This window comes from Micromonospora sicca, assembly GCF_003172935.1.
Classification (GTDB): domain Bacteria; phylum Actinomycetota; class Actinomycetes; order Mycobacteriales; family Micromonosporaceae; genus Micromonospora; species Micromonospora sicca.
Map to the genome: position 1 here is coordinate 1 of NZ_QGKS01000340.1, position 25707 is coordinate 25707.

Consider the following 25707-nt stretch of genomic DNA (forward strand, 5'->3'; position numbering starts at 1 on the left):
GGCCTGTCGTACAACGAGCCGGCGGCCGAGGCGGAGGTCGCCGCCCAGCCGGTGAAGGCCGAGCAGGCGGCCCAGCCAGCCGCGCCGACCCCCACCCCGCAGCGGCCGACCGCCCCGGCGCCGGGCGGCGGCGAGGAGGCGGCCGGGTACGTGACCCCGCTGGTGCGGAAGCTGGCCAGCGAGCACGGCGTGGACCTCTCCTCGGTCAACGGGACCGGCGTCGGCGGCCGGATCCGCAAGCAGGACGTGCTGGAGGCGGCGGAGAAGGCCAAGGCGGCCAAGGCCGCGCCGGCCCCGGCCGCGCAGCCGGCCGCCGCAGCGCCCGCTCCGGCCAAGCCGGCCGCGAAGCCGCAGCCGAGCGGCAAGCGGGGCACCACCGAGAAGCTGACCCGGATCCGCACGGCGATCGCCAAGCGGATGCAGGAGTCGCTGCACGAGATGGCGCAGCTCACCACGGTGATCGAGGTGGATGTCACCAGAATCGCCAAGCTGCGGGCGCAGGCGAAGGACTCCTTCCAGCAGCGGCACGGTGTGAAGCTGTCCTTCCTGCCGTTCTTCGCACTTGCCGCCGTCGAGGCGCTGCAGGCGTACCCGATCGTCAACGCCCGGATGGACCTGGCGGCGGGGACGATCACCTACCCGGACGCGGAGCACCTCGGCATCGCCGTGGACACCGAGCGGGGCCTGCTGGTGCCGGTCATCCACAACGCCGGCGATCTCAACCTGGGCGGCATCGCCAAGCGGGTCGCCGATCTGGCCGAGCGCACCCGGACCAACAAGATCAGCCCGGACGAGATCGCCGGTGCGACGTTCACGCTGACCAACACCGGTAGCCGGGGCGCCCTGTTCGACACGCCGATCGTGCCGTCGCCGCAGTCGGCGATGCTCGGCACGGGTGCCGTGGTCAAGCGTCCGGTCGTGGTGAACGACCCGGAGCTGGGCGAGGTCGTCGCGGTCCGCTCGATGGTCTACCTGGCCCTGTCCTACGATCACCGGCTGATCGACGGCGCCGACGCCGCCCGCTTCCTGGTCGCGGTCAAGGAGCGGCTGGAGGCCGGCAACTTCGAGGCCGAGCTGGGCCTGTAACACCCGCGCGAAAGGGCGCCCCGGTCCAGGTGACCGGGGTGCCCTTTCGCCGTTTCCGGGCCGGTCAGCCGCGCAGGTGCTCCTCGGAGACCTGCCAGAGCCGCTCGGCGGCCTCGGGGTCGCGGGCGTACGGGGCGTATCCGGTGCGGGTGCCGGGCTGGTTCGGCCCGGCCTCCTGAACGTCCTCGAAGTACCGCCCGCCGACGCCGTCGAGCAGCGGCGAGGCGGCGACCAGCACCGAGGTGGCCGCGCCCTGCTCGGTGTTCTTCCAGTACGCGGCGCCGCCCCCGCTCTGCGACCGCATCCGGTCCAGCTCCTCCTCGCTGAGGTAGCGCTGGAGGTTGGTCCGGATCGCGCCCGGCATGAGCGCATTGCTGAGGATGCCGTCGTCGGCCCAGCGCCGGCTGACCTCGACCGCGAAGAGCACGTTGGCCGTCTTGGACTGCCCGTACGCCTCCCACGGGTCGTACGGCCGCTGCCGGAAGTGGATGTCGGAGAAGACCACCGGCGAGCGCAGGTGGGCGGCCGAGCTGACCGAGACGATGCGGGCCCCGCCGGCCGCGGCCAGGGCCGGGCGCAGCCCGGTGGCCAGGGCGAAGTGGCCCACGTGGTTGGTGGCGAACTGCATCTCCCAGCCCTGCGGGGTGCGCATCTCGGGCGAGGCCATGATGCCCGCGTTGTTGACCAGGATGTGCAGCGGTCCGTCCCAGGTCCGGACGAAGGCGGCCACCGAGGCCAGGTCGGCGAGGTCCAGCGGGGCCACCAGGATCCGGTCGTTGCCGGTGGTGCCGGTGATGTCGGTGGCGGCCTGCTGGCCGGCGTCGATGTTGCGGACGGCGAGCGTGACGTCGGCCCCGGCGGCGGCGAGCGCGCGGGCGGTGTCCACCCCGATCCCGGACGCGCCGCCGGTGACGACGGCCCGGCGCCCGGTGAGGTCGATGCCGCGCACCACCTCCATCGCGGTGGTCTCCCGGGAGTACGGCGTGGTGACGGGTGTGCTGGTGGTCATGATCCATCCTTGTCGGTGGCGACGCGGACGCCCGGTCCGGCCGCTACGATGAGAATCGGAGGATCCTCCGTTACGGTCGAGATTAACCGGAGGCTCCTCCGTTCGCCAACCCGGCCGCGCCTCGGCCGGTCGCCCCGAGGAGGAGACGTGCCGGACCCCGGCCCCCGACCGCTGCGCGCCGACGCGCTGCGCAACCGGCAGCGGCTGCTGGACGCAGCGGTACGCGCGTTTTCCCACGGCGGGCCGGAGGTAACGCTCGACTCGATCGCCAGAGCGGCCGGGGTCGGCATCGGCACCCTCTACCGGCACTTCCCCACCCGGGAGGCCCTGGTCGAGGCGGCCTACCGCAACGAGCTGGCCAAGCTCTGCGACGCCGCGCCGGAGCTGCTGGCCGGCCTGCCGCCGGACCGGGCGGTGCGCGCCTGGATGGACCGTTTCATCGACTACCTGTCCACCAAGCGGGGCATGGCGGACGCGCTCCGGCTGGTCATCGCCTCCGGCGCCAACCCGTACGCGCACAGCCGGGACCGCCTGGTCGCCGCGCTCGGCCTGCTGTTGGAGGCGGGCGGCGCGGCCGGCACCGTCCGGGCCGACGTGGCGCCCACGGACGTGCTCGCCGGCCTGAGCGGGGTCTCCCTGGTCGCCGGCGAACCCGAGCAGCGCGAACAGGCCGGCCGACTGCTCGACCTGCTGATGGACGGCCTGCGGCACCGCGCCACGGGCTGAGCGGATTCCGAACCGGAGCCGTCCGGGCGCTGGGAGACTCGACCGGTGAGCGGTAAACGGGGGCGCGGACGGTTGGGGCCCGCCGTCGCCGTCGCCCCCGGCGCGCGGGTGGACCGCTTTGAGGTCTTCTTCGACCTGGTCTTCGTCTTCTCGTTCTTCATCATCACCCGGGCCACCGCCCTGGACATCAACGGCACCAACCTGCTGCACGCCCTGCTGGTGCTCGCCGTGCTCTGGTGGTCCTGGGTGGTGCACAGCGTGGTCGCCACCCGGGTCCGGCTCGGCGAGGGCTTCGTCCCGGTGCTGATGGTGGTCGGCATGGCGGCGCTCTTCACCTTCGCGCTGGCGCTGCCGCAGGCGTTCCGCGACCCCGGGGAGAACGCCGCCGGGCCCATGGTGGCGGCGGGCAGCTACGTGATCATCCGCCTGGTGCACTTTGCCCTCTACCGGCACGTCGTCCGGGACAACCCGGAGGAGCGCCGGCAGTTGCTCCGGTTCGCCCCGGAGTTGGTGCTGAGCACCGTCCTGCTGCTCGCCGCCGCGCTGATCCCGGCGCAGCTCCAGGATCCCGGCCGGGCAGCGCTGACCCGCGACGGGCTGTGGGCGACCGTCGTGGTGCTGCAGTACGGCAGCGGGCTCCTCGCCGGCACCTGGGGCTGGCGCGTCACTTCCGCGGAGCACTGGACCGAGCGGTACGACCTCATCCTGATCATCGCCCTGGGCGAGTCGGTCATTTCGGTCGGTGTCGGCAGCAACCTGCTCGGTCAGCCGCCGACCTGGCCGGCCGTCGCCGCCGCCGTCCTCGGCATCGTCTTCACCGCCGCCCTGTGGTGGGCGCACTACGACTGGGTGGGGCCGGCCGCCCGGATCGCCCTCCACGCTGCCGAGGGACGCCCCCGGGTGGCGATGGCCCGGGACGCGTACGCCTACCTCTACCTGCCGATGATCGCCGGGATCATCCTGTTCGCCCTGGGCGCCGAGCGGATCGTGCACGAGATCGCGGATCCGCACATTCCGCTGACCGAACGCGCGCACGGTCCCAGCGTGGCGCTGCTCTTCGGCGGGGTGATCTGCTACTTCTGCGGCAACATGCTGTTCCAGCTCCGCACGCTGCACACGCTGTCCTGGATCCGGGTGGGCACCGTACTGGCCCTGGCCGTGAGCATCCCGATCGCCAGTCGGTTACCGGGACTGGCCGCCCTCACGCTGCTGACCGCCATCTGCGTGGGGCTGGTGGCGTTGGAGGTGCTGACCATGGGCGAGGCCCGCGACGCCCTGCACGAGGTCGTCGTCGAGGAACGGACCACCCACGAGACGCGCGAGGCCGCCTGGCGGGCCCGTTGGCACGAGCCGGAACCCGGCGAGCCGTCGACCTAACGGGACGGCGGCCGGCGGACGGACCGCGTATCGTCGGCCCAGCGTCGCGGTGCGCCCGGCACGGAGACCGCCGTGGGCATGGAGGCGCGGGACAGCAGGGGACCATGTGCACCCATCCCACGAGCCGAACGGGCGGCTGACCGCCCTCGGCAACCAGTTGATCGAGATCCACCTCTGGCTCCGCGAGGAGCTGGCCCGGCTCCGTACGAGCCTCGACTCCCCCGGTGCCGACCTCCGGTCGTCTGAGGACCTGCGCGCCCACTGCCTGGGTTTCTGCGCGGCACTCACCCGGCATCACGGCGGCGAGGACGGCGGCGCGTTCCGGGTTCTCGCCGAACGGGAGCCGGCGCTGCGTCCGGTCCTCGCCGAACTCGCGGAGGACCACCGGATGGTGGCGGGCATCCTGCGCCGGATCGAGGACCTGACGACCGGCCCGGCCGCCGCCCGGGCGGCGGTCCGCGCCGAGCTGGACGGGCTCGCCGCGCTGCTGGAGTCGCACTTCACCTACGAGGAGAAGAAACTGGTCGCCGCGCTCGACGCGGTGAACCGGAGGGCCGGCGACACCGTGGAACTGCTCGGCGTCCCACTGCCCGATGACGGGATGTCGACCACAATTCCGAGGGGGACGGAGACACGATGACCACCGACACGATCACCGCCGCGACGGCGGGCACCTGGCGCCTGGGCGACCTGACGGTCAACCGGATCGGCTTCGGCGCCATGCGGCTGACCAGCAACGCCGACGGGAGCCCGAGCGACCGGGACCAGGCCGTCGCCGTCCTGCGCCGGGCGGTAGAGCTGGGCGTCAACCACATCGACACCGCCGCGTTCTACTTCTCGCCGCTGCGGTCGGCCAACGAGCTGATCAACCGGGCGCTGGCCCCGTACCCGGACGACCTGGTGATCGTCACGAAGGTCGGGCCGGGCAAGGACCTGTCCGGCGAATGGCTGCCGATGGCCCGTCCGGACCAGCTCCGCGGCCAGGTCGAGGAGAACCTCCGCCAGCTCGGCCGGGACCACCTCGACGTGGTCAACCTCCGGGTGTACGGCCCGGAGCCGCTGGCGGAGCACTTCGGCGCGCTCGCCGAGCTGCGGGATGCCGGGCTGATCCGCCACCTCGGCGTCTCCGCCGTCCGCCCGCACCAGGTCGCCGAGGCGCAGACCGTCGCGCCGGTGGTCTGCGTGCAGAACTCGTACGGCCTCGGCTACCGCGCGGGCCACGACCAGCTGCTGCGGGACTGCGCGGCGCAGGGGATCGCGTTCGTGCCGTTCTTCTCGCTCGCCACCAGCGGGCGCGAGGCCGGCGCGAGCGGCACCGAGCACGACGAGGTCCGGGCCGTCGCCCGGGCGCACGGGGTGACCCCCGCCCAGGTCCGGCTGGCCTGGACGCTGCACCGCGGGCCGAACGTGCTGGCCATCCCGGGCACCGGCAACCCGGAGCACCTGACCCAGAACGTGGCGGACGGCGGCCTGCGCCTCACCGAGGACGACCTGGCCCGGCTGGAGGCCGTGCACCAGTCCGCCTGAGCCTCGCCGGTCGGGCTCGGATTCGCCGGTCAGCAGAATCGGCGGGTCCGGGCTGGCCGCGTCGCGGCGGACGCCGGATGCTGGGCCGATGGCGATCTTCTCGGTCCAGGCCCGTCCCGCCGACGCCGCGAGCTGGCTCGACCTGGCCCGCCGGTTGGAGGCCGCCGGCTTCGACGCCCTGCTGGCCGCGGACCACCCCGGCCACGGCGCGTCGCCGTTCGTCTCGCTGGCCGCCGCCGCGGCGGTGACCTCCACGCTCGGCCTCGGTTCGTACGTCTCCAACGCCGGCGTCCGCGAGCCGATCCTGCTCGCCACCGACGTGGCCACCCTGGACATGGTCTCCGGCGGGCGGGCCCGCCTCGGCCTCGGCGCGGGCCACACCCCCGCCGAATGGCGGGCCGTCGGCCGCGAGCGGCCCGACGTCGCCGCCCGGGTACGCCGCTGCGTGGCCGTCGCGGAGGCCGTCCGGGACCTGCTGGCCGGCGGGGAGGTCAGCGTCGACACTCCGGAGCTGGTCGCCCACGCGGCCCGCCTGACCGAGCCGCGGCCCGTCCAGGACCGGGTCCCGCTCACCATGGGTACGGCGAACTCGACACTGCTGCGCTGGGCCGGCGCGCACGCCGACGTGGTCGGCCTGACCGGCTTCGGCCGTACCCTCGCCGACGGGCACGCCCACGACGTGCGGTGGCGGGCCGACCAGATCGACGCGCAGCTCGCGCAGGTGGCGGCCGGGGCCGCCGGCCGGGCCGAGCCGCCCGCGCTGGAGGCCCTGGTCCAGCAGGTGGCGGTGACCGACGACGCCGAGGCCGCCGCCGCGAAGACGGCCGCCGACACCGGGCTGACCGTCGCCGAGCTGCTGGCCACCCCGTTCGTCCTGATCGGCACGGCGGAGGAGATCGTCACGGCGGTCGCGGCCCACCGGCACCGCTGGGGCATCACTCGCTTCGTGGTACGCACCGACGCCGTCGACCAGCTCGGACCACTGCTTCCCCTTTTGCAAGCTGTGTAGCACCTTGTAGCACATCCGGCTAAACTGCTGCTGTGGCGGAGCATGCTTCTCGTGAGATCACCCAGCGTGAGCTGCGGAATGACTCTGGCGCGATCATGCGCGGAGTTGAACGCGGCGAATCCTTCACGATCACCCGCAACGGGACTCCGATCGGCCGGCTGATCCCGATCCGGCGACGCACCTTCGTTCCCCGTACCGAAGTCATGGCAGCCTTCGCGACGTCTCCAGTACTCGACGAGGCCAGGTTCCGTCGTGACATAGACGAGGCGATCGGACAGGACCCATTCGACCGTGAGTGGTGAGCTTCCCCTTCGAGGCCTGATCGACACCAACATCGTCATCCACCTCGCCGCTCTGGATCCCGCCGAACTACCTGACGAAATGGTCATCAGCGCGGTGACCCTCGCGGAGCTTTCCGCCGGACCGCACCACACCGACGACTCGCGGGAACGCGCACGCCGGATGAGCGTCCTCCAACATGTCGAATCGACATTCGAGCCGCTGCCGTTCGACGCCGAGGCCGCGCGGGCGTTCGGTCTCATCTCCGCCGCCGTGCTCGCCACCGGGCGGGGTACCCGTCGCCGAATCGCCGACCTCATGATCGCCTCGGTGGCGCACACTCACGGCCTGCCGCTCTACACCACCAACCATGCAGACTTCACCGGGCTTGACGACCTCGTGACCGTGCGAGCGGTGAGCCGCCCGAAGTAGCCGACGGCCTACTGGGCGAGATTCCGGTCGCACCCGTCCGGTCTCGCGCCGCAGCCCACAGTCGGGTAGCTGAAAGATGCGTTGACCTGGCGGTCGACCACGCTCACAGTCAGGGTGTCAGTTAGAAGGTGACACCGTCATGCACATCGAGATCGCTGATCGCGCGGATCTCGATCGGGCGGAGGCGCTGGTCTCGTTGCTCCGGCGCCCCCACCTCGACCGGGTCACCGTCACACTGCCCGGGCTCGACGCGACGGAGCGCGAGCGTACGGCAGCGACCATCCGCCGCCTGTTCAACGACTGCGGCTGCGACTGGGGTGCGTTGGCCCTCGTCACCGCCGTGGCCGGCGTCCTCGTGATCGGGCCGAGCGGTGGCCGAGCCGTCGCCGCGGCCGTGCTCGGCTGCCTCGCGGCGGCGGTCGCCGGCAAGCTCCTCGGGCTGTCCTGGAGCCGGCGGCGCCTGCTTCTTCGACTGCGCGCGCTGCGCGCGGCTTCCTGACTCTGAGGGGGGATCTCTCATGGCACTCGTTTGCACCGAAATCACCGAATGGGTCGAGGAGGAGGTCTCCAAGCCCGTCGAGGAGTGGGAGGAACGGCAGGAGAAGAAGTGCAAGGACTACCCGTGGTACGACCCGCGCGGCTGGGTCTGCTGGTTCGTCACATACTTCGTGAAGGTCGTCCGCTGGGTGATCGTCAAGGTCGGCAAGTGGGTGGTCCGGACGGTGTGCAAGCTCGTCGGGGTGGTCGTCGAGGCGGTGGTCGACATCGCGGCCGGGCTCTGGGACGTGGTCATCGGCATCGTCACGCTCGACTGGCGGCGGATCCTCGACGGGCTGCTGCGGGCAGTGATCGGCCTGGTGCTGGGGATCATCCGGCTGGCCCGCATCGTGTTCCTTGGCGACACGATCGACTACATCATCGAGGAGATCAACCGGGAGCGGCTGCGCCGATACGTGCGCGGCCTGCTCGAGGCGAAGTACTCCGGTGACACGCTGACCGAGATCAAGGAGGCGATCCGCCTCGACCACGGCGCGTTCGGGCTGCGCCTGCACGGCACCGCGTACCGGACGACGCTGGACTCGGAGACCCCCTCGCCGCGCGAACCGGCCGTGCCCAACCTGGTCGTGCTGCACGAGCAGGGCGCGATCAACCTGCGGGAGCTCTGCGGCTTCGAGTTCCCCGAGGGGTTCTGGAACCGCAAGCGGTACAAGACCCTCAAGAAGGGGACCGTCCTGGGTGGCGGTGGCGGCGGCGAGTTCGACAACCCCATCTCCGCCGACGAACTGGACACCTACCTCAACTCGCGGGGCGCGCAGGGGCCGGCGTTCATCGTGCTGCCGATGCGCGACGGCGCGCTGGACACCAAGGTCGCCACGGCCCGCGAGAAGGGGCGCGAACTCGCGCTGATGCTGGACTTCGACCAGGAGACCCGCGAGGTCACCGACCCCGACCACATCGTCCACAAGGGGTACGACCGACCCGACGCACACCCCGCGCTGACCCGGTTCCTAAAAGACGTGATCGGCCGGCACGACAAGACCACCGACCCGGACGGGGCGACGGCCGACCTCTGCCACCCGGTCGCCGTCGGGGTCTTCCGCTACACCGACACCCTGCGCGGGTTGGCCAACAACCTGCACGAGAGCGCCTGCGGGCTGAGCGGCAAGAACACCTCCGGCGTCACCTTCATCGACAACACGCCGGACCAGATCTGGAAGTACGTGCCGATCCACGAGCTGGGGCACACCTTCGGCCTCTGCCACACCGACGGGGTGGACCGGATCATGTACTCGCCGAAGACCAACACCTGGTGGCGGAAGTGGTACCTGATCCCCCGCACGATCCTGAGCGTCTACCTCGACGGCGAGCCGACGTTCACCTTCGACGAGGCGAAGGCGGCGTGGGACTACATCGTGGCGCACTTCGCGCCCCAGTGCCTGGGCGCCCGACCGGTCGTCATCGGGGTAAGCCCGGCGACGGTCCGCGGCGGCACCGTGGGGCGGCAGGGGTAGCCGGCAGGCAACGGCGGCGGCAGCACGAACTGCCGCCGCCTCAGCTTTCGACCCGCTCGGCGACGAACACGCCTACGCCATGCACGCCCTCGACGACCCCCTGCATCTGAAGCACGAGGATCGCCTGACGCACGACGCCCGCTGAGACGCCGTGCTCGTCCTTCAATTGAGCAGTGGATGGCAGCTTGTCACCGGGTGCGAGTTCTCCGGACGCGATCTGCTCGCGGATGTGATCCGCAAGCTGCGCCCACTTGGCTTTGGCGGGCATTTTGACTCCCTGGTCTGCACCGCCATTTGATCACAACCCACTTTACGAGACAAGTAAGGAGTAGTCCGTTGACTTTACTAGTCTTGTCTGACAAAGTTCGTCCTGACCGGCTCCCTGGTCTGCAAACCCGGAGCTGGTCGTCATGTGGAACCACCCGGCCGGCCACTCCCCCGGTAGTCGGCCGGGTGCCACCCCTGCCCGCGACCTGGTGTCGGCGGGCCCGTGAGCAGGCCCGGGGCGGGCGCCGGGCTCCGGCCGCACCGGCCGACCCCGCCCGTCTCGGCGCCGCACGAGGAGAGAGGCGTAACAGCGTGCAGCCTGTGCTCGCCCAGCCGGTGGACGCGGTGGAGAGGGTGCTGCGGTCGCGCGGCCTGCCCGACGAGGTGGTTGACGAGCTGGTGGTGCGCCGCGAGCAGCAGGTGCGCGTACCGGATCGGTGGTGCTGACGATGTGGCCGCGAAGGAACGCGAAGTTGGTGCCGCTCGCGCCCCGTCACCGGCGGACCTGGCGGGGCGGGCGGCGCTGGTGCTCGTGCGGCCTGCGCTGGACCGCCTGCCAGGATCGGCACGCCTCGGTGCCGACCGAGCCACCCGCCCCGCCGCGGAACACCCGCTGGTGGGACGAGGCGACCCGGGCGAACCCGCAGGTCGGCCGGGTCGGCCGGCTCACCCCGGCGCAGTCCTGGCGGGCCAACGGCGGCCGATGGTGAGCGGGCCGCCGCACGTGGCGCTGCGCCCACTCTGGCTCTGCCGGGCCTGCGCCGCCCCCTGACCGTGCGCGACGGCCCGCCTCACCCTGCTCAGGGAGTACGCCGACGACCGGGTGGCGCTGCTGGTCTACCTGGGCGGGATGCTGCACGACGCAGCCGGCCACCTGCACACCCTGCACCCGCACGACGGGCCCGAGCCGGGCCAGCTCTTCGCCCGATTCCTCGGCTGGGCGATCCCCCGCCGGCCGACCCGCGGCTCGCCCCAACGCCCCATCCCAGGGCCGGGGAGACAGCACTAGTGACGAGCTCGGCCGCCACTCCCGAGCGGCGCACATTGTAGCACTTCGTAGCACTTCGTAGCACTACGCGGTAGACGGTGCGAGCGGTACGTCGCCCGAGCTAGGCGAGCCGCCCTGCAGGGGCAGCGAGGCTATCGAACTAACGTACGATCCGACAGGTGATCGATGAACGTTTCGCGCTGCCGCCCACGGCGAATGAGCGCACCCTGTTGGACACCTTTCTCGACTACCAGCGCCATGCGCTGGTGCGGAAGTGCGCCGGCCTGACCGACGAGCAGCTTCGCCGGCGGGCGGTGCCGTCGTCCAACCTCTCCCTGCTCGGCCTGGTCCGGCACCTGGCCACGGTCGAGCGGTGGTACTTCCAGGCGGTCATCGACGGGAACTTCCCGGGCAGCCTGTTCACCCGCACCGACGACCGCGACGAGGACTTCAACGACGTCGACAGCACCACCGGTGAGGAGACCTTCGCGATCTGGCGGGCGGAGGTCGAGGTGTCCCGGCGGATCGCCGCCGACCGCCCGCTGGAGGCGGTCGGCCGGTCCTTCGACACCGGGCGGGAACACTCACTGCGGTGGGTGCTCACCCACATGATCGACGAGTACGCCCGCCACCTCGGCCACGCCGACATCATCCGCGAGGCGATCGACGGCCAGACCGGCGAGTGACGGGCTGATTCATCCACGTCATCAGCTCCACAGCGCACGAGCAGCCATCTTCTTCCGGGCGGTCAGCAGCGAAAGCCGCGACCGCCGGGTTTCTAGGCAACGGATCCAGGACGGGGTCCGTGGCCGAAGATATGGTCATGCGGATCCTGATGGCCGGCTCGTCCGGCTTCCTCGGCACCCGGCTGGTCGACCGGCTCACCTCCGACGGGCACCAGGTCACCCGACTGGTCCGCCGGCCGCCGCGCACCCCAGACGAGCGGCAGTGGACCCCCTCCGCCGCGCAGCTCGACCCGGCGGTGGTGGCCGAGGCCGACGCGGTGGTCAACCTCGCCGGCGCCGGGGTCGGCGACAAACGCTGGAGCGACGACTACAAGAACCTGATCCGGTCCAGCCGGGTGGACACCACCACCACCCTCGCGATCACCATGGCCGGGCTGCCCGCCGCGGACCGCCCCTCGGTGCTGCTCAACTCCTCTGCCATCGGCTGGTACGGCGACACCGGCGACCGGACGGTCGAGGAGGACGCCCCGGCGGGCGAGGGCTTCCTGGCCGACGTCTCCCGGGTCTGGGAGGCCGCGACCCGACCGGCCGAGGACGCCGGCGTACGCGTGGTGCGGCTACGCACCGGGCTGCCGCTGCACCGCGACGGCGGGATGCTCCAGCCGCAGTTGCGCCCGATCAAGCTGGGCCTCGGCGGGCGGCTGGGCAGCGGTCGGCAGTGGTGGTCCTGGATCTCGCTGCGCGACTGGCTGGACTCGTCGGCGTTCCTGCTGGAGCGGGACGACATCGCCGGCCCGGTCAACGGGGTCGGCCCGGACCCGGCCACCAACGCGGAGTTCACCCGGGAGCTGGCCCGCCAGCTGCACCGACCGGCGATCCTCCCGATCCCCGCGCTGGCCCTGAAGGTGGCCCTCGGCGGCTTCGCCCAGGACATCCTCGCCAGCACCCGCGTCCTGCCCGCCGTCCTCACGAAGGCCGGCTTCGAGTACCGCCACCCCGACCTGCCATCCGCCCTGCACGCCGCGCTGACGGAATGAGCGCAGCGGTCCCCTGCCGGGCAGGGAACCGCTGCGCCAGCCGGATCAGCAGCCGATGACCCCGTAGTTGAGCCCGGTCTGCTTGAGGGTGCTGGTGTAGAAGGTGTTGTACAGGCCCATGTTCTGGTTGCTGCCGAGGGCGTAGGCGTAGCCGCCGGACTGGTAGGCGCGGCCGGCGGTCACGTGCGCATAGTTGCTGGCGGTGACGCAGACCGGGGCGGTCGTCGGGGAGACCGTGGGACTGGGGGTGGCGGTGGCCGTCGGACTGGGCGTGACCCCGCCGTCGAGGCCGAAGAAGAGCGCGTCCCGGTACGTCGAACAGATGGTGTCCAGGAAGTACGACGTGGCGGTGCCGCACTGGTCGGCCGCCGAGCCCGGATCGACCGGAGTGCCGTGCCCCATCCCGAGCCCCCGGCCGCCGGAGTTGATCCGGTAGCCGGGGGCTTCCCCAGTCGCTACTCCCGGTTCCGGTTCCGGTCCCGGTCCCGGTCGGTGTCCGGGCCGAGGATACGGTCCCGGTCCTCGTCGTCGTCCAGACGAACGGAAGAGGCCCGCCCCGTGATGGGTGCGGGCCTCTTTCGCGTCCTGGGGCCTGTCAGGCGTCGCCCTCCCCCGCCCAGGTCGGCACGAACACGAACCCGTCGGCCGGGGTCCGTCCCCCGAGGCCGACACGGCCCGCGCCCTCGGCCCGGTCGACCGTCACGCGGTCGAGTACGAGGGTAAAGAGGTCCCGGCGGGCCGCCCGGCCGCCGCCGTGCAGCGCCTCGGCCAGGATCGCGGGGTCGGCCAGGCCGCCGACGTCGGTCACGTCCGGGAAGGCCCCCAGGACCGTGTTAGCGGCGTCCAGTCGGGCGAGGGCCCGGTTATACAACTTTTGCCAGCGGGTCAGCCCGGCGGGCCCCGGGAACTCCCCGCGTTCGTACCGGGCCGCTTCCAAATCGGCCGCCTCCGCCTCGGCGACGGTGACCGCTTCGCGGGCCGCGCGCCGTTCCGCGTCGTCGGTCGGGTCCATACGGGCCAGCCACCGGGACGCGACCGCTTCGAAGGCATCCGACCCCGGTTCGAGGGCCGCGAGGCGAGTCATAACCGCATGCTCGGCCCACTCTTCGGCGGTTTTCTCGTTGACCCAAATCCCGGCGCAGGCGTTCCGGTTAGCCCCGTTGCGCCCGCAACCGAACCGCCCGGTTCGCTGGCGGCCCCGGGGCGAGTTATAGGCCAGCGTGTAGCCGCAGGAGTGCCACAGGAGGCCGGATAGTTCGTGCTTGCGTTCGCCGCCCACGGCCGGGACTAGGCGGCCCGTCGGCCCGGTCTTCACGCGGGCGTCAAGGGCAGCCTGCAGGGTGACCCACTCGGCCGGGGTCAGGATGGGCGCGTCGGACACGCTGACCCGTTCGCCGGTTTCGTCGTCCCGGACCGCCTGCCCATTGTGGGGATACCAGCCCGCCAGGACCGGGTTACGAAGCATCCGGCGAATGCTGGTCATCCCCCATGCGTCGCCGCCCCGCGACGTCGGGACGCCCTCGGCGGTCAACCAGGCCGCCAGCCCGCGCAGGGACTCCCCGTCGGTGGCCCGTTCGACCAGCGTCCGGACAATCGGGGCCTCGGCCGGGTGCGGAACCAGCCGGCCCCGTTCGACCACGTAGCCAAAGGGACGCGGCATGGTCCAGTAGCCGTTACGCCGGTCCGAGGCGTGCCGGTCCGTGACCCGCCGCCGGATCGACTTGTGTTCCGCCGACGCGACCTCGGCGACGACCGCCGCCGTGAGTCGGAACGCGGGCGAGTCGCTATCGGTCCCGTCCGCGACCGTCATAAGGCGGGCCCCCGTCGCGTCGAGGACCGTCAGGAGGGAAGCCAGCGCGACCAGCCCGCCCCGGCTGACCCGGTCCATGTGATAGGCGAGGAGGACCTTCGCCCGGCCCGACCGCGCGTCGTCCAGCCACTTTTCATAGGCGGGCCGAACCTTCGCGACGCCGGACACGCCCTCATCCCGGCGGACCTCCACCACGTCGAACCCGCGCAGCTTTGCGAACTGGCGTATGGCGTGCTCCTGGCGGGCCAGGCTGTCGGACTCTTCAGTTAGGACACTGATACGGACGTACGCGCTGGCGGGGGTCAGTTCTTCCACGCCGACACTGTAGCGGGTACCGCGCCGTTCTGGGTGCAGCCGTGCAGCAGCACCACGGCCGGCGCGTTGGCCGGCAGGCCGTCCGGGCGGTAGGCGTACATGCTCAGGTTGCCGGGGTTGGAGCCGAAGCCGGTCACCTGGGTGAGGGTGGCGGCCCGGGCGGGCAGGGCGGCGGCGAGCGCGGCGGCTGCGGCCAGCATGACCGCGGCGGCAGCCCCGGCGAGCCGGGTGCGGAGGGACGAGGAGCGGGGGCACGGCGACCTCCCGGTTTGCGGAAATGTGAACTGGATCACCCCCGAGTTGCCGAGACGTTACGTCCGTGTTTCACCTCGCCGACATGGCCGAGGCAACCACATTTGTCGATTCCGAGATATGGCCGGAGTTGACGTGGCGAAGTGAGGTTTCGTGTCTGACCGGCGTGTCCCGGTCCGGTTGGTAACGTCCGCTGCGTGCCGACCTCCCCGTCCCTGGCCACGGACCCCTCGTCCGGGTCCGCGCCCGTCGCCCGGGACCGCCGCGCCGACCTGATCATGGTGCTGGCCGCGCTGGCCCTGGCGATCTGGGTGACCAGCGGCATGTGGCGCGACCCGAACACCCGGGCGATCACCGTCAACTCCAGCGACCAGGCCCTCTTCGAGTGGCTGCTGGCCTTCGGCGGGCACTCGCTCACCCACGGGGAGAACCCGCTCTTCACCCACCTGATCAACGTGCCGGACGGGGCGAACCTCGCGGTCAACACCTCGATCACCGTGTACGCCTGGGTCTTCGCGCCGCTGACGTACCTGATCGGGCCGCCCGCGACGTTCCTGGTGATCCTCACCCTCAACCTGGCCGCCACCGCGCTGGCCTGGTACTGGCTGCTCAGCCGGCACCTGGTGCGCAGCCGGCTGGCCGCCGCGGTCGGCGCGCTCTTCATGGGCTACTGCCCGGCCATGGTGTCGCACGCCAACGCCCACCTGAACTGGACCGCCGGTTGGCTGGTGCCGCTGCTGATCCAGGGCGTGTTCGCGCTGCGCCGCCCCGGCAACGCGATCCGCGGCGGGGTGCTGCTCGGCGTGCTGGTGGCGGTCGCCTTCTCGATCGCCGCCGAGGGGCTCTTCTTCACCGCCCTCGCGCTGGCCCTCTTCCTCGGCGTCTGGGCCGTGCAGCCGTCCCGGCGGGCCGAGGTCCGGGCCGCGCTGCCGTCCTTCCTGCGTGGACTCGGGGTCACCGCGCTGGTCGCCGGGGTGCTGCTGGCGTACCCGCTCTGGCTGCACTTCGCCGGTCCGCAGCGCTTCCACGGCACCGGCTTCGACCCGTTCATCCACTCCGAGGACATCGCCGCGTACGGGTCGTACCCGCGCCGGTCGCTCGCCGGGTGGGCCGGGCTGGGCAGCTCGCTGGCGCCCAACCCGACCGAGGAGAACTCGTTCTTCGGCATCCCGCTGCTGCTGCTCGCCGTCGCCTGCTTCGTCCTGCTGTGGCGGCGCGCCGACCGGGCGTTCCGGGCCACCCTCTGGGCGCTGGCCGTGACCGCGGTGGTCTTCGCGGTGCTCTCCTGGGGGCCGACGGCCAAGTGGAACGGCCGGCGCACCGACCAGCTGCTGCCGTTCGGGGTGCTCGACAACCTGCCGGTGGTCAACGCGGCGCTGCCCTCCCGGCTGGCGCTGGTCGTGGCGCCGGTGATCGGACTGCTGCTGGCGTACACCGTCGACCGGCTGCGCGCCGCGCCGCCCCGGCACCGCTCCACCGAGCTGGCCTGGGCGCTCGGCTTCGCCGCCGCGCTCCTGCCGCTGCTGCCCACCCCGCTGCTGACCAGCCTGCGCGAGCCGATCCCGGCGTTCATCACCGCCGGCACCTGGAAGCAGCACGTCTCCCCCGGCGGCGTGCTGACCCCGCTGCCGCTGACCGTCGACGTGACGCCGGACGGCCAGCGCTGGCAGGCGTACGCGCTGGCCCACCGGCAGGGCGAGTTCCGCATCCCGGCCGGCTTCTTCCTCGGCCCCGGCGGCCCGCACGGCCGGGGCCGGATCGGGCCGCCGCCGCGCACCTTCGACTCGCTGATGGACCAGGCCGGGCGGACCGGCCTGGTCCCGATCATCACCGACGGCAGCATCAAGGAGTCCCTGGCCGACCTGCGCTACTGGCACGTCGAGGCGGTGGTCCTGCCCGACCGGGTGCACGGCGCGAAGTACGACATCGACGAGGACGCCCTGCGCCGCACCGCCACCGACCTGCTCGGCCCCCCGCAACGCGTCGACGACGTCTGGCTCTGGAAGGTCCCGCCGGCCTGACGCGACGAGGCTCACGCAGCTCACCGGCGGGCGGCGGGGCTAGGGTGGACGGGTGAGCGTGACGACTTCCGGTTTGACCGCCGTTCGGGCTGGGCTCCTCGACTACCAGGCCGCCTGGGACGAGCAGCGCCGGCTGCACGAGGCCGTGGTGGCCGGCGAACAGGGCGACACGGTGCTGCTCCTGGAGCACCCCAGCGTCTACACCGCCGGCAAGCGCACCGAGCCGTGGGACCGCCCGATGGACGGCACCCCGGTGGTCGACGTGGACCGCGGCGGCAAGATCACCTGGCACGGGCCGGGGCAGCTCGTCGGCTACCCGATCGTCAAGCTGCCCGACCCGGTGGACGTGGTGGCGTACGTGCGCCGCACCGAGCAGCTGCTGATCGACGTCTGCGCCGAGTTCGGGCTGGCCGCCGGCCGGGTCGAGGGGCGCAGCGGCGTCTGGGTGCCGGAGGACGACCGCGGCCCGGCCCGCAAGGTCGCCGCCATCGGCATCCGGGTGGCCCGCGGCGTCACCCAGCACGGCTTCTCGATCAACTGTGACTGCGACCTGTCGTACTACGACCGGATCGTCCCCTGCGGCATCCGGGACGCGGGCACCACCTCGCTCACCGCCGAGCTGGGCCGCCCGGTCACCGTCGCCGACGTGCTCCCGGTGGTCGAGCGCCACCTGCCCACCCTGGTCACGCTCGAAGGCTGACCGGGTGCGCATCGATCTGGTCACCCTGGTCGTCGCCGACTACGACCCGGCCATCGACTTCTTCACCGAGGTGCTCGGCTTCGAGCTGGTCGAGGACAAGCCCTCGCTCACCAACGACGGGCGGCCGAAGCGCTGGGTGGTGGTCCGCCCGCCGGGCGGCGGGACGGGGCTGCTGCTGGCCCGCGCCGACGGCGAGCGGCAGGAGGCGGCGGTCGGCGACCAGACCGCCGGTCGGGTCGGCTTCTTCCTCCAGGTCGACGACTTCGAGGCCACCTACCGCCGGATGCGGGAGGCGAACGTCGAGTTCGTGAAGCCCCCGCGCACCGAGCCGTACGGGCGGGTCGCCGTCTTCCGCGACCTCGCCGGCAACCCCTGGGACCTCCTCGGCCCCGCCTGACCACCCCACCCCACCCCACCTCGCCCCGGTGATCATGAAGTTGCTGTCCGCCCTGTCGGCGGGTCATGGCAACAACTTCATGGTCAACCGGACGAGGACGGAACGGGACGGTCAGGGGGTGAGGCGGTGCAGGTCGCGGGGGAAGGCGGTCACCTCGCGGACGTTCGCGGCGCCGGTGAGCCGGGCGACGAAACGTTCCAGGCCGATCGCGAAACCGCCGTGCGGCGGCATGCCGTGCCGGAAGGCGTCCAGGTAGCCGGCGTACGGCTCGACCGGCTCGCCGCGCGCGGCCAGGGCGGCGAGGTAGTCGTCATACCGGTGCAGCCGCTGCCCGCCGGTGACCAGTTCCAGGCCGCGGAAGAGCAGGTCGAACCCGTGGGAGTACGCGGGCCGGGCCGGGTCGGGGTGGGTGTAGAAGGGCCGCTTCGCCATCGGGTACCCGGTGACGAAGAGGAATTCGGAGCCGTGCTCCCGCCGGGCCCACTCCCCCAGCGCCCGCTCGTGGGCCGGGGCGAGGTCCGGCTCGTCGGCCGGCGCCCCGGCGATCTTCAGCGCCTCGGTGAAGTGCACGGCGGGGATCTCGGCCGGCACCTGCGGCGCCTCGATCCCCAGCGTGGCCAGCGCGCCGCCCGCCCGCTCGGTCACCGCGCCGAGCATCCCGGCCAGGGTGTCCCGCAGCACCCGCATGACGTCCCGGTGGTCGGCGACGAAGCCCAGCTCGACGTCGAGCGAGGTGTACTGGGCCAGGTGCCGGACGGTGTCGTGCGGCTCGGCCCGGAACACCGGCCCGACCTCGTAGACCCGCTCGAAGACGCCGACCATCAGCTGCTTGTAGAACTGCGGCGACTGGGCCAGGTACGCGGGCCGGCCGAACCAGTCCAGCGCGAAGACGTTCGCCCCGCTCTCGGTGGACGAGGCCACCACCTTCGGGGTGTGGATCTCCACGAAGTCGCGGGCGTCGAGGGTGGCCCGGAAGCCGGCCACCGCCGCCGCGGAGATCCGCAGCGCCGCCGACCGGGTCGGGTGGCGCAGCGCGGTCGGGGCGTTGTCGAGCTGGGTGGGCAGGGTGGCGGTGAGCGCCGGCCGGTACAGGTCGAACGGCGGCGGCACGGCGGGTGGGCCGAGCGGACGTACCGCCGGGGTCGAGCTGACCCCCCCGGCGGGCGCGGCGGCGTTCGCGGCCACCGTGGCGGTGACCTCGACGACCGTCTCCTCGGTGAGCTGCTCCAGCGCCGCGCGGGCGGCCGGGTCGGTGACCACCACCTGGGCCAGGCCGGCGGCGTCCCGCACGATCAGGAAGGCCACCGACTTGAGCAGCCGGCGGCGGTGCACCCAGCCGGCGATCCGCACGGTCGCGCCGACATGGTGGGTGAGCTGGGAGGACAGGATGCGGTGCATAGTGGGCTGCTCCTCGGTCGATCGCAACGCCTGCGCCGCCCTTGGGCGGCGAAGCATCGCCTCAGCCCCGGGAGGTGTGGGCGAGCGGGAACCTCGCGGTGCCACCACACCTTCGCCCCCGCGAACGGGGGCCTCGTTCGTCGCCTGATGACCGGGGCCAGCCGGGCGGGCTCTACTGGGCGCGGACGCGCCGTTCTTCCCGCAGCTCGGGAGGGTCTTCGCGCCCCGGCGCCAGACCGCCTTCCAGCAACCGGCGGCTCTCTGCGCTGGCGGATCGGTGCGCTACTCGGCTCCGTCACAGCTCTGCCGGGCAGGCTAGCACCGGACCGGGCCGGTGTGACGACGATTTTTCGGCCCTCGGTGTCCGGTGTCACAACATCTACGGCGTGACGCCGGTCGCCCGACGTTCATCGACGGCCACCGTCGGGCGTAGGCTCGGTTTTGTGACGATCGAGCACTCCGCGCCGACGACTGAGCAGGCTGCACGCACCGCGACGGTCGCCCCCGAGGGGCGGCGCATGCTGCGGATCGAGGCGCGCAACGCCGAGACGCCGATCGAGCGCAAGCCGCCGTGGATCAAGGTCAAGGCCAAGATGGGCCCGGAGTACACGCAACTGCGCGGGCTGGTCTCGCGCGAGGGGCTGCACACCGTCTGCCAGGAGGCCGGCTGCCCCAACATCTACGAATGCTGGGAGGACCGGGAGGCCACCTTCCTCATCGGTGGCGACCAGTGCACCCGGCGCTGCGACTTCTGCCAGATCGACACCGGCAAGCCGGCCGAGTTCGACGCCGACGAGCCCCGCCGGGTCGCCGAGTCCGTCGCCGCGATGGGGCTGCGCTACGCCACCATCACCGGCGTGGCCCGGGACGACCTGCCGGACGGCGGCGCCTGGCTGTACGCCGAGACGGTCCGGCAGATCCACGCTCTGCAGTCCGGCTGCGGCGTCGAGCTGCTGATCCCCGACTTCAACGCGGTCCCCGAGCAGCTCGCCGAGGTGTTCAGCTCCCGCCCCGAGGTGCTGGCGCACAACGTCGAGACGGTGCCGCGGATCTTCAAGCGGATCCGGCCGGCGTTCCGCTACGAGCGGTCCCTCGACGTGATCCGGCAGGCCCGCGCCGACGGCCTGGTCACCAAGAGCAACCTGATCCTCGGCATGGGCGAGGAGCGGGACGAGGTGTCGCAGGCGCTGCGCGACCTGCACGACGCCGGCTGCGAGCTGATCACCATCACCCAGTACCTGCGCCCCTCCCCCCGGCACCACCCGGTGACCCGGTGGGTCAAGCCGGAGGAGTTCGTCGAGCTGCGCGAGGAGGCCGAGGAGATCGGCTTCGCCGGCGTGATGAGCGGCCCGCTGGTCCGCTCGTCGTACCGCGCCGGGCGGCTCTACAAGCAGGCCCTGGACGCCCGCGAGGGGATCGTCGCCGCCGGCTGAGGCCGGGGAGATGCCGCGTCACCGGCCGTCCGCCGGTGCCCGGATGCCATGATCACAGGCATGACCGCCCGGGTACGCCAGGAGCCGCGCGGGGCAGCCCGCCCGCGTACGCCCCGGCGTCCCCGGCTGCCGGCGCTGCTCGCCCTGCTCGTCGGCGTCGCCGGCGTCGGCTACCGGCTCGCCCTGCTGCTGGCCGACGCGCCGCCGGCCAACAGCGACGAGGCGACGATGGGGCTCGCCGCCCTGCACATCGCCCGCGGCCAGGACTTCCCGGTCTGGTTCTACGGGCAGGCGTACATGGGCACGCTCGAGGCGTACCTGGCCGCGCCGCTGCTCGCGCTGACCGGGCCGTCGGTGCTCGCCCTGCGGCTGCCCACCCTCGCGCTCTACGCGCTCTTCCTCCTCCTGGTCTGGCGGCTGACCCGGCGACTCGGCGGGGACCGCTGGTTCGCCCTGCTGATCGTCGGCTTCCTCGCGCTCGGCTCCGACCGGATCGTCAAGAACCAGTTGATCGCCGGCGGCGGCTACCCCGAGCTGAACCCGGCCGGCGTCGGGCTGGCCCTGCTCACCCTGGACCTCTGCACCGGCCGGCCGGACGCCCGGCTGCCCCGCTGGGCGGCCTGGGGGCTGATCTCCGGGCTGATGCTCTGGGTCGACCCGCTGCTGCTGCCGTACATCGCCGGCACCGGCGCGGTGCTGGTGGCGTGGCGGCGGCGGGAACTCGCCGGCCGGGCCGGCATCGTGACGGTGGCGGCCCTCCTGCTCGGCGCGGCGCCGATGCTGCTCGACAGCCTCCGGCACGGACGGGACCCCTTCACCGCCGTCCTCGCCGCCAGCGGCGGGGACGCGGCGGCCGGCTGGGGCGAGCGGCTGCACGGCGGGCTGGTGCTGGGCCCGCCGCTCGGCATGGGCTTCTGCTCCCCGGGCCACTGCGCCACCTGGCAGCTCTGGTGGGCCCTCGCGTTCCCCGTCCTGCTGGCGCTCGCCGGCCTCTCCGCCTGGCGCGCCCTCCGCCCGGCCGCATCGCCCGCGCCGCCGGCCGGACCACCCATGTCCGTCCCGCCGCCGGCCCGACCACCCCGGTCCGTGCCGCCGCCGGCGGGATCGCCGGCCGCACCGTCGCCGTCAGCCACGCCGCCGCCGTCAGCGGTGTCGGCGGCGGTGCGGTTGGCACTGGTCGTCGGGGCGGCGGCGGTGCTGGGGGCGTACGTGGCGAGCAGCGCCGCCGGGCGTACCCCGGTGGAGAGTGCCCGCTACCTGTCCTGTCTGGCGGTCGCCACCCCGGCCCTGCTGTGGCCGCTCCGCGCAGCGACGCGCGGCGGCCGCGGAGTGCCCCGGATCGCCGCCGTCGCCGTGTTGGCCGCCCTGCTCGGCACGGCCGCCGTCGCCACCGCCGCCGCCGTCCGGACCGTGCCGGCCACGCACGCCGAGGCCGACCGGCACCGCACGCTGGTCGCCACCCTCGATGAGCTGGGCGTACGGCACGTCCGCGCCGGCTACTGGACGTGCAACCGGCTCACCTTCGCCAGTGGGGAGGACGTGCTCTGCGCGGTGGTCGACGACGAGCTGCGTCCCGGCTTCGACCGGTACCCCGCGTACCGCCGGGCGGTGGACGCCGACCCGGGCGCGGGCTGGGTCGCGCCGGTCGGCTCGCCGCTAGCCGTCCGACTCGACCAGCGACTGGGGCCGGACCGCGGTGAGCTGGACGTGGTCACGGTCGAGGGCTGGCGGGTCTACCTGCCGCGCCGCTGACCACCGGCGCGCGGCCGACGGCCCGGGTGGCTACCGGGCGCGCGGCGGCGGGACGGTCGCGGTGGGACGGTCCAGCAGGCCGAGCCGGTGGGCCAGCGCGGCGGCCTCGACCCGGTTGGTGACGTCCAGCTTGGCGATGATCCGCGAGACGTGCACGCTGGCCGTCTTCGGCGAGATGAAGAGCCGTTCGGCGATCCGGCTGTTGCTGTGCCCCTCGGCGACCAACCGCAGCACCTCCTGCTCCCGGCTGGTCAGCAGGTCCGGGCCGGGACGGCCACCGCCGCGCAGCCCGACCCGGCGGGCCAGGACGGCGGCCTGCTCGGCCAGCGGCGTCGCGCCGAGCCGGGCGGCGAGGTCCGCGGCCTCCCGGACCGCCGCGGCCACCGCGTCCCGCTCCCCGGCCGCGGCGGCCGCCTCGGCCAGCCCGAGCAGCGCCCGACCCAGCGGGTACGGCTGCCCGCACGCCCGCCACGCCTCGACCGCTGCCTGCCAGGCCGGCAGCGCCGCGCCACCGGTCGCCAGGATCGCGGTGACCTGGGCGGCGTGCGCCCGCTCCGCCGGATAGCGGGCGGGCAGGGCGGCGGCCACCGTGGACACCTCCGCGCCGAGGCCGGCGTCCCCGGCCAGGGCGGCGGCCCGGGCGACGGCGCTGAGCACCGGCCACCCCTCCCGGGGCAGGTCGGGCAGGCGCTCGTCGGCCAGGGCGGTGCGGGCCGCCCGTACCGCCGCGAGCTTGTCGTCCGCGGCGAGCGCCGCCTCGACGCGCAGCTCGTGCAGCGGCAGCCGGTGGTTCGGCCAGAGGTACGGCCGGGCGAGGAAGGCCAGCGCGCGGCCGACCAGCTCGTCCGCGGCCGGGTGCGCCCGGGCCAGCCGCAGCCCGGCGCGGAGCTGGAGCCAGTGCAGGCCGGACACGCCGGGCGGGTCGATCCGGGCCGCCTCGGCGCAGGCCGCGTCGGCCTCATCCCAGCGGCCCAGGGCGATCAGCGCCTCCGCCCGGTTCGACAGCAGGTACGCCCCGGTGGAGCGGCTGATCCCGACCCGGCGCGCCTCGCTCACCCCGGCGGCGGCGGCCTGCTCCGACTCGGCGTAGCAGCCCAGCTCGAACAGCACGTCCGAGAGGTGCACCAGGGCGCTGACCAGGGCGGGGGCGTTGCCGGTGGCCCGGGCCACGGCCTCCGCCCGGCGCAGCTCGGCCAGTCCCAGGTCGGGGGCCTTGTCGGTGCGACAGAGCAGGGCGATCCGGGTGGGCAGCAGCGCGACGTCCACGCCGATCTGCTCGGCCGCGGTCATCGCCTCCGCGGCCACCGAGGCGGCCTGCACCGGATCGATCTTCACCAGGTGGGCGGCGATGTCGGCGAGCAGTCCGACCCGCTCCGGGCCGTCCGGCACCTCGGCCGCCAGCCGGTACGCCTCGCGCAGCTCGACGGTGCCGTCGCTCTTGCCGAGCAGCGCCAGCAGCCGTCCCCGCTGGTGGAGCAGGCGGGCGGCACGCAGCGGCTCGGCGGCGGTGTCCACCTCGGCCAGCGCGGCGCGGGTGAGGGTGGCCGCGCGGTTGTAGTCACCGGCGGTGCTGGCCGCCGCCAGGGTCTCCTCCAGCACCCGCAGGTGGTCCATGCCGAGCCGGTCGGCGGCGTCGGGCACCAGTTCCCACAGTTCCAGCACCCGTTCCAGCAGCCGGCTCTGCTCCGCGTACGCGTACCGGTCGGCGGCGGCGCAGGCCGCGGCGCGGGCGGCGACCAGGGCGCGGGGGTGGTCGTGCGCGGCGTACCAGTGGTGGGCGATCTCGGCCGGGGCGCGACCGGCGGCCACCAGGTGCGGCTGCGCCTCGATCGCCGCGGCGTAGCGGGCGTGCAGCCGGGCGTGCTCGCCGGGGAGCAGCTCGTCGTGGACGGCCTCGCGGACCAGCGCGTGGCGGAACTCGTAGTCGCCGTCGGGGTCGGCCACCACGAGCTGGGCGGCCACCGCGGCGCGCAGCGCGTCCTCCAGGTCCGACTCGGGCAGGCCGGCGACCTCGGCGAGGAGCTGGTGGGCGAAGCGGGTGCCGCCGGCGGCGGCGATCCGCAGCACCCGCTGGGCCGGATCCGGCAGCCGGTCCACCCGGGCGAGCAGCAGGTCACGCAGGGTCTCCGGCAGCGCGGCACAGCCCACCGGGTCGCCCGCGGCGGCCAGTTCCTCGATGAAGAAGGGGTTGCCCTGGGTCCGGTCGTGCACGTCGTCGACGGCCCGGGGAGCGGGCTCGGCGCCCAGCAGGTCGGCCAGGATCGCGCCGGTGCCGTCCCGGTCCAGCCGGCCCAGCTCGACGCGGTCGACGCCGCGGGCGCGGTCCAGCTCGGCGAGGAAGGGCCGCAGCGGGTGCCCGCGGTGCAGCTCGTCGGTGCGGTAGGTGCAGACCAGCAGCAGCCGGGCGGTCCGGGCCGCCCGGACCAGGAAGCCGATCAGGTCCCGGGTGGACCGGTCGGCCCAGTGCAGGTCCTCGATCACCAGGACCAGGGGCTGCCCGGCGGCGAGCCGCTGGAAGAGGTCGCCCACCAGATCGAAAAGGTAGCCGCGCGGGGTGTCCGAGACGGGCAGGCCGGTCGGTGCGGCGACCCCGGCCGGCACCCGGGCCAGCTCCGGCAGCAGGCGGGCGAACTCCGGCTCGTACCCGGAGAAGACGTCCCGGCCGTCGCGGCGCAACACCTCCCGCAGCGCCGCGGCGAACGGCGCGAAGGGCAGCCCGGCCTCGCCCAGCTCCAGGCACTGGCCGACCAGGACGCGCGCCCCGGCGGCGGTGGCGAGGCCGCCGAACTCCTCCAACAGCCGGGTCTTGCCGACACCGGCCTCACCGCCGACCAGGACGGTGGTGGGCTCGCCGGCGCGGGCCCGGACGAGCGCGTCGCGCAGCGCCGCCACCTCGTGCTGGCGGCCGACGAGGACGGTGCTGGCGGCGCGTACGGTCACGCCGTCGAGCATGCCATGACGGCCGCCGGTGGCGGCCCCGCCGACCGGCCGGTCCCCGGGCCGCCCCCGGGTGCCCCCGGGCGCCGGGCCGACCGGTGGCCGGTCGGCGGTGGCCGCCCCGGGCACCGGGCCGTCGGCGCCCGCCGGGCTGTGCACGTCGCCGTCCGCCGGGCCCGGACCGGCCGCCCCCGTGGCGGCCGGTCCGGCTGTCCGGTCGACCGCCGCCGACCCGGCCGGGCTCGTCGGTCCCGGAC

The 25707-nt window shown here is 73.4% G+C and carries 26 protein-coding genes and 1 pseudogene; 20 read left to right on the forward strand and 7 right to left on the reverse strand.

Annotation, left to right across the window (positions count from 1 at the left end):
• On the forward strand, window positions 1-1086 hold a 1086-nt coding region (gene sucB / locus DKT69_RS27670; protein WP_109804417.1), incomplete at its 5' end, for a 2-oxoglutarate dehydrogenase, E2 component, dihydrolipoamide succinyltransferase.
• A gap of 64 nt (window positions 1087-1150) precedes the next feature.
• Here the strand turns inward: sucB and DKT69_RS27675 are convergent.
• The gene (locus DKT69_RS27675; RefSeq protein WP_109804418.1) at window positions 1151-2095 is read right to left on the reverse strand and encodes an SDR family NAD(P)-dependent oxidoreductase; all 945 of its coding nucleotides are present in this window, start codon (window positions 2093-2095) and stop codon (window positions 1151-1153) included.
• A gap of 147 nt (window positions 2096-2242) precedes the next feature.
• Here DKT69_RS27675 and DKT69_RS27680 point away from each other — a divergent pair, with 147 nt between their 5' ends.
• The 9 genes from DKT69_RS27680 to DKT69_RS27720 all read left to right on the forward strand — a co-directional run bounded on the left by DKT69_RS27680 (window position 2243) and on the right by DKT69_RS27720 (window position 9457).
• The gene (locus DKT69_RS27680; RefSeq protein WP_201749892.1) at window positions 2243-2821 is read left to right on the forward strand and encodes a TetR/AcrR family transcriptional regulator; all 579 of its coding nucleotides are present in this window, start codon (window positions 2243-2245) and stop codon (window positions 2819-2821) included.
• Window positions 2822-2866: 45 nt separating this feature from the next.
• Window positions 2867-4198, forward strand: coding sequence for a low temperature requirement protein A (locus DKT69_RS27685; RefSeq protein ID WP_109804420.1), 1332 nt, complete (start codon window positions 2867-2869; stop codon window positions 4196-4198).
• 106 nt (window positions 4199-4304) lie between these two features.
• A complete protein-coding gene (locus tag DKT69_RS27690) occupies window positions 4305-4838 on the forward strand; it encodes a hemerythrin domain-containing protein (RefSeq protein WP_201749893.1) in 534 nt (177 codons plus the stop codon).
• Window positions 4835-5725: an oxidoreductase gene (locus DKT69_RS27695; protein WP_109804421.1), complete on the forward strand. Its 891-nt coding sequence runs from the start codon at window positions 4835-4837 to the stop codon at window positions 5723-5725. Before DKT69_RS27690 ends, DKT69_RS27695 begins: the two co-directional genes overlap by 4 nt.
• Before the next feature lie 88 nt (window positions 5726-5813).
• On the forward strand, window positions 5814-6734 hold the full coding sequence (locus tag DKT69_RS27700; protein ID WP_109804422.1) for an LLM class flavin-dependent oxidoreductase: 921 nt from the start codon (window positions 5814-5816) through the stop codon (window positions 6732-6734).
• A 32-nt stretch (window positions 6735-6766) separates the two neighbouring features.
• Window positions 6767-7036: a type II toxin-antitoxin system Phd/YefM family antitoxin gene (locus tag DKT69_RS27705; RefSeq protein WP_109804423.1), complete on the forward strand. Its 270-nt coding sequence runs from the start codon at window positions 6767-6769 to the stop codon at window positions 7034-7036.
• A complete protein-coding gene (locus tag DKT69_RS27710; RefSeq protein ID WP_109804424.1) occupies window positions 7026-7445 on the forward strand; it encodes a type II toxin-antitoxin system VapC family toxin in 420 nt (139 codons plus the stop codon). Before DKT69_RS27705 ends, DKT69_RS27710 begins: the two co-directional genes overlap by 11 nt.
• A 139-nt stretch (window positions 7446-7584) precedes the next feature.
• Window positions 7585-7944 carry a hypothetical protein gene (locus DKT69_RS27715; protein WP_109804425.1) on the forward strand — a complete coding sequence of 120 codons (360 nt, stop codon included), beginning with the start codon at window positions 7585-7587 and terminating at the stop codon, window positions 7942-7944.
• A 19-nt stretch (window positions 7945-7963) separates the two neighbouring features.
• Window positions 7964-9457, forward strand: a complete 1494-nt coding sequence (locus tag DKT69_RS27720) for a zinc metalloprotease (protein ID WP_109804426.1) — start codon at window positions 7964-7966, stop codon at window positions 9455-9457.
• Between the two features lie 40 nt (window positions 9458-9497).
• On the opposite strand, the gene DKT69_RS27725 is transcribed toward DKT69_RS27720, so the two are convergent.
• A complete protein-coding gene (locus DKT69_RS27725; protein ID WP_109804427.1) occupies window positions 9498-9725 on the reverse strand; it encodes a winged helix-turn-helix domain-containing protein in 228 nt (75 codons plus the stop codon).
• A gap of 311 nt (window positions 9726-10036) precedes the next feature.
• Between DKT69_RS27725 and DKT69_RS40695 the strand changes: the two genes are divergently transcribed.
• The 5 genes from DKT69_RS40695 (at window position 10037) to DKT69_RS27745 (ending at window position 12435) form a co-directional block, all read left to right on the forward strand.
• Complete coding sequence (locus DKT69_RS40695) at window positions 10037-10171, forward strand: hypothetical protein (protein WP_255420232.1); 135 nt, start codon at window positions 10037-10039, stop codon at window positions 10169-10171.
• Between the two features lie 29 nt (window positions 10172-10200).
• A complete protein-coding gene (locus DKT69_RS27730; RefSeq protein WP_109804428.1) occupies window positions 10201-10434 on the forward strand; it encodes a hypothetical protein in 234 nt (77 codons plus the stop codon).
• A gap of 113 nt (window positions 10435-10547) precedes the next feature.
• Entirely contained in the window at window positions 10548-10733 is a 186-nt protein-coding gene (locus tag DKT69_RS41230; protein WP_368666280.1) for a hypothetical protein, read from the forward strand.
• A gap of 158 nt (window positions 10734-10891) precedes the next feature.
• A complete protein-coding gene (locus tag DKT69_RS27740; RefSeq protein ID WP_109804429.1) occupies window positions 10892-11398 on the forward strand; it encodes a DinB family protein in 507 nt (168 codons plus the stop codon).
• A gap of 137 nt (window positions 11399-11535) precedes the next feature.
• Window positions 11536-12435: a TIGR01777 family oxidoreductase gene (locus DKT69_RS27745; protein ID WP_109804438.1), complete on the forward strand. Its 900-nt coding sequence runs from the start codon at window positions 11536-11538 to the stop codon at window positions 12433-12435.
• A gap of 45 nt (window positions 12436-12480) precedes the next feature.
• Here the strand turns inward: DKT69_RS27745 and DKT69_RS27750 are convergent, their stop codons facing one another.
• From DKT69_RS27750 to DKT69_RS38560, 3 genes and pseudogenes are all read right to left on the reverse strand, one after another.
• Window positions 12481-12837 (reverse strand): hypothetical protein, encoded by a 357-nt coding sequence (locus DKT69_RS27750; RefSeq protein WP_236648394.1) that lies wholly within the window; start codon window positions 12835-12837, stop codon window positions 12481-12483.
• 193 nt (window positions 12838-13030) lie between these two features.
• Window positions 13031-14551, reverse strand: a complete 1521-nt coding sequence (locus DKT69_RS27755; RefSeq protein WP_438361884.1) for a recombinase family protein — start codon at window positions 14549-14551, stop codon at window positions 13031-13033.
• A 2-nt stretch (window positions 14552-14553) separates the two neighbouring features.
• A pseudogene (locus tag DKT69_RS38560) lies at window positions 14554-14760 on the reverse strand (extracellular catalytic domain type 1 short-chain-length polyhydroxyalkanoate depolymerase); the annotation flags it as partial.
• 249 nt (window positions 14761-15009) lie between these two features.
• Here DKT69_RS38560 and DKT69_RS27760 point away from each other — a divergent pair.
• From DKT69_RS27760 to DKT69_RS27770, 3 genes are read left to right on the forward strand one after another with little or no spacing between them, the layout of a single operon-like run.
• Window positions 15010-16833 (forward strand): DUF6311 domain-containing protein, encoded by a 1824-nt coding sequence (locus tag DKT69_RS27760; protein ID WP_109804431.1) that lies wholly within the window; start codon window positions 15010-15012, stop codon window positions 16831-16833.
• Between the two features lie 52 nt (window positions 16834-16885).
• Complete coding sequence (gene lipB, locus DKT69_RS27765; RefSeq protein WP_109804432.1) at window positions 16886-17533, forward strand: lipoyl(octanoyl) transferase LipB; 648 nt, start codon at window positions 16886-16888, stop codon at window positions 17531-17533.
• A 4-nt stretch (window positions 17534-17537) separates the two neighbouring features.
• Window positions 17538-17930, forward strand: a complete 393-nt coding sequence (locus DKT69_RS27770; protein ID WP_109804433.1) for a VOC family protein — start codon at window positions 17538-17540, stop codon at window positions 17928-17930.
• 111 nt (window positions 17931-18041) lie between these two features.
• On the opposite strand, the gene aspS is transcribed toward DKT69_RS27770, so the two are convergent.
• Window positions 18042-19328: an aspartate--tRNA(Asn) ligase gene (gene aspS / locus DKT69_RS27775; RefSeq protein ID WP_109804434.1), complete on the reverse strand. Its 1287-nt coding sequence runs from the start codon at window positions 19326-19328 to the stop codon at window positions 18042-18044.
• Window positions 19329-19714: 386 nt separating this feature from the next.
• Between aspS and lipA the strand changes: the two genes are divergently transcribed.
• Window positions 19715-20761 (forward strand): lipoyl synthase, encoded by a 1047-nt coding sequence (gene lipA / locus DKT69_RS27780; protein ID WP_201749894.1) that lies wholly within the window; start codon window positions 19715-19717, stop codon window positions 20759-20761.
• 60 nt (window positions 20762-20821) lie between these two features.
• A complete protein-coding gene (locus tag DKT69_RS27785; protein ID WP_109804436.1) occupies window positions 20822-22513 on the forward strand; it encodes a DUF423 domain-containing protein in 1692 nt (563 codons plus the stop codon).
• A 30-nt stretch (window positions 22514-22543) separates the two neighbouring features.
• Here the strand turns inward: DKT69_RS27785 and DKT69_RS27790 are convergent.
• The coding region (locus tag DKT69_RS27790) for a helix-turn-helix transcriptional regulator (protein WP_236648395.1) at window positions 22544-25707 on the reverse strand (3164 nt) is incomplete at its 5' end.

Coding starts and splice junctions, on each gene's coding strand:
- DKT69_RS27675 (WP_109804418.1), bottom strand. CDS start 2,095: ATGACCACCAGCACACCCGTCACCACGCCGTACTCCCGGGAGACCACC.
- DKT69_RS27695 (WP_109804421.1), top strand. CDS start 4,835: ATGACCACCGACACGATCACCGCCGCGACGGCGGGCACCTGGCGCCTG.
- DKT69_RS27700 (WP_109804422.1), top strand. CDS start 5,814: ATGGCGATCTTCTCGGTCCAGGCCCGTCCCGCCGACGCCGCGAGCTGG.
- DKT69_RS27715 (WP_109804425.1), top strand. CDS start 7,585: ATGCACATCGAGATCGCTGATCGCGCGGATCTCGATCGGGCGGAGGCG.
- DKT69_RS27720 (WP_109804426.1), top strand. CDS start 7,964: ATGGCACTCGTTTGCACCGAAATCACCGAATGGGTCGAGGAGGAGGTC.
- DKT69_RS27725 (WP_109804427.1), bottom strand. CDS start 9,725: ATGCCCGCCAAAGCCAAGTGGGCGCAGCTTGCGGATCACATCCGCGAG.
- DKT69_RS27745 (WP_109804438.1), top strand. CDS start 11,536: ATGCGGATCCTGATGGCCGGCTCGTCCGGCTTCCTCGGCACCCGGCTG.
- DKT69_RS27750 (WP_236648394.1), bottom strand. CDS start 12,837: ATGGGGCACGGCACTCCGGTCGATCCGGGCTCGGCGGCCGACCAGTGC.
- aspS (WP_109804434.1), bottom strand. CDS start 19,328: ATGCACCGCATCCTGTCCTCCCAGCTCACCCACCATGTCGGCGCGACC.
- DKT69_RS27785 (WP_109804436.1), top strand. CDS start 20,822: ATGACCGCCCGGGTACGCCAGGAGCCGCGCGGGGCAGCCCGCCCGCGT.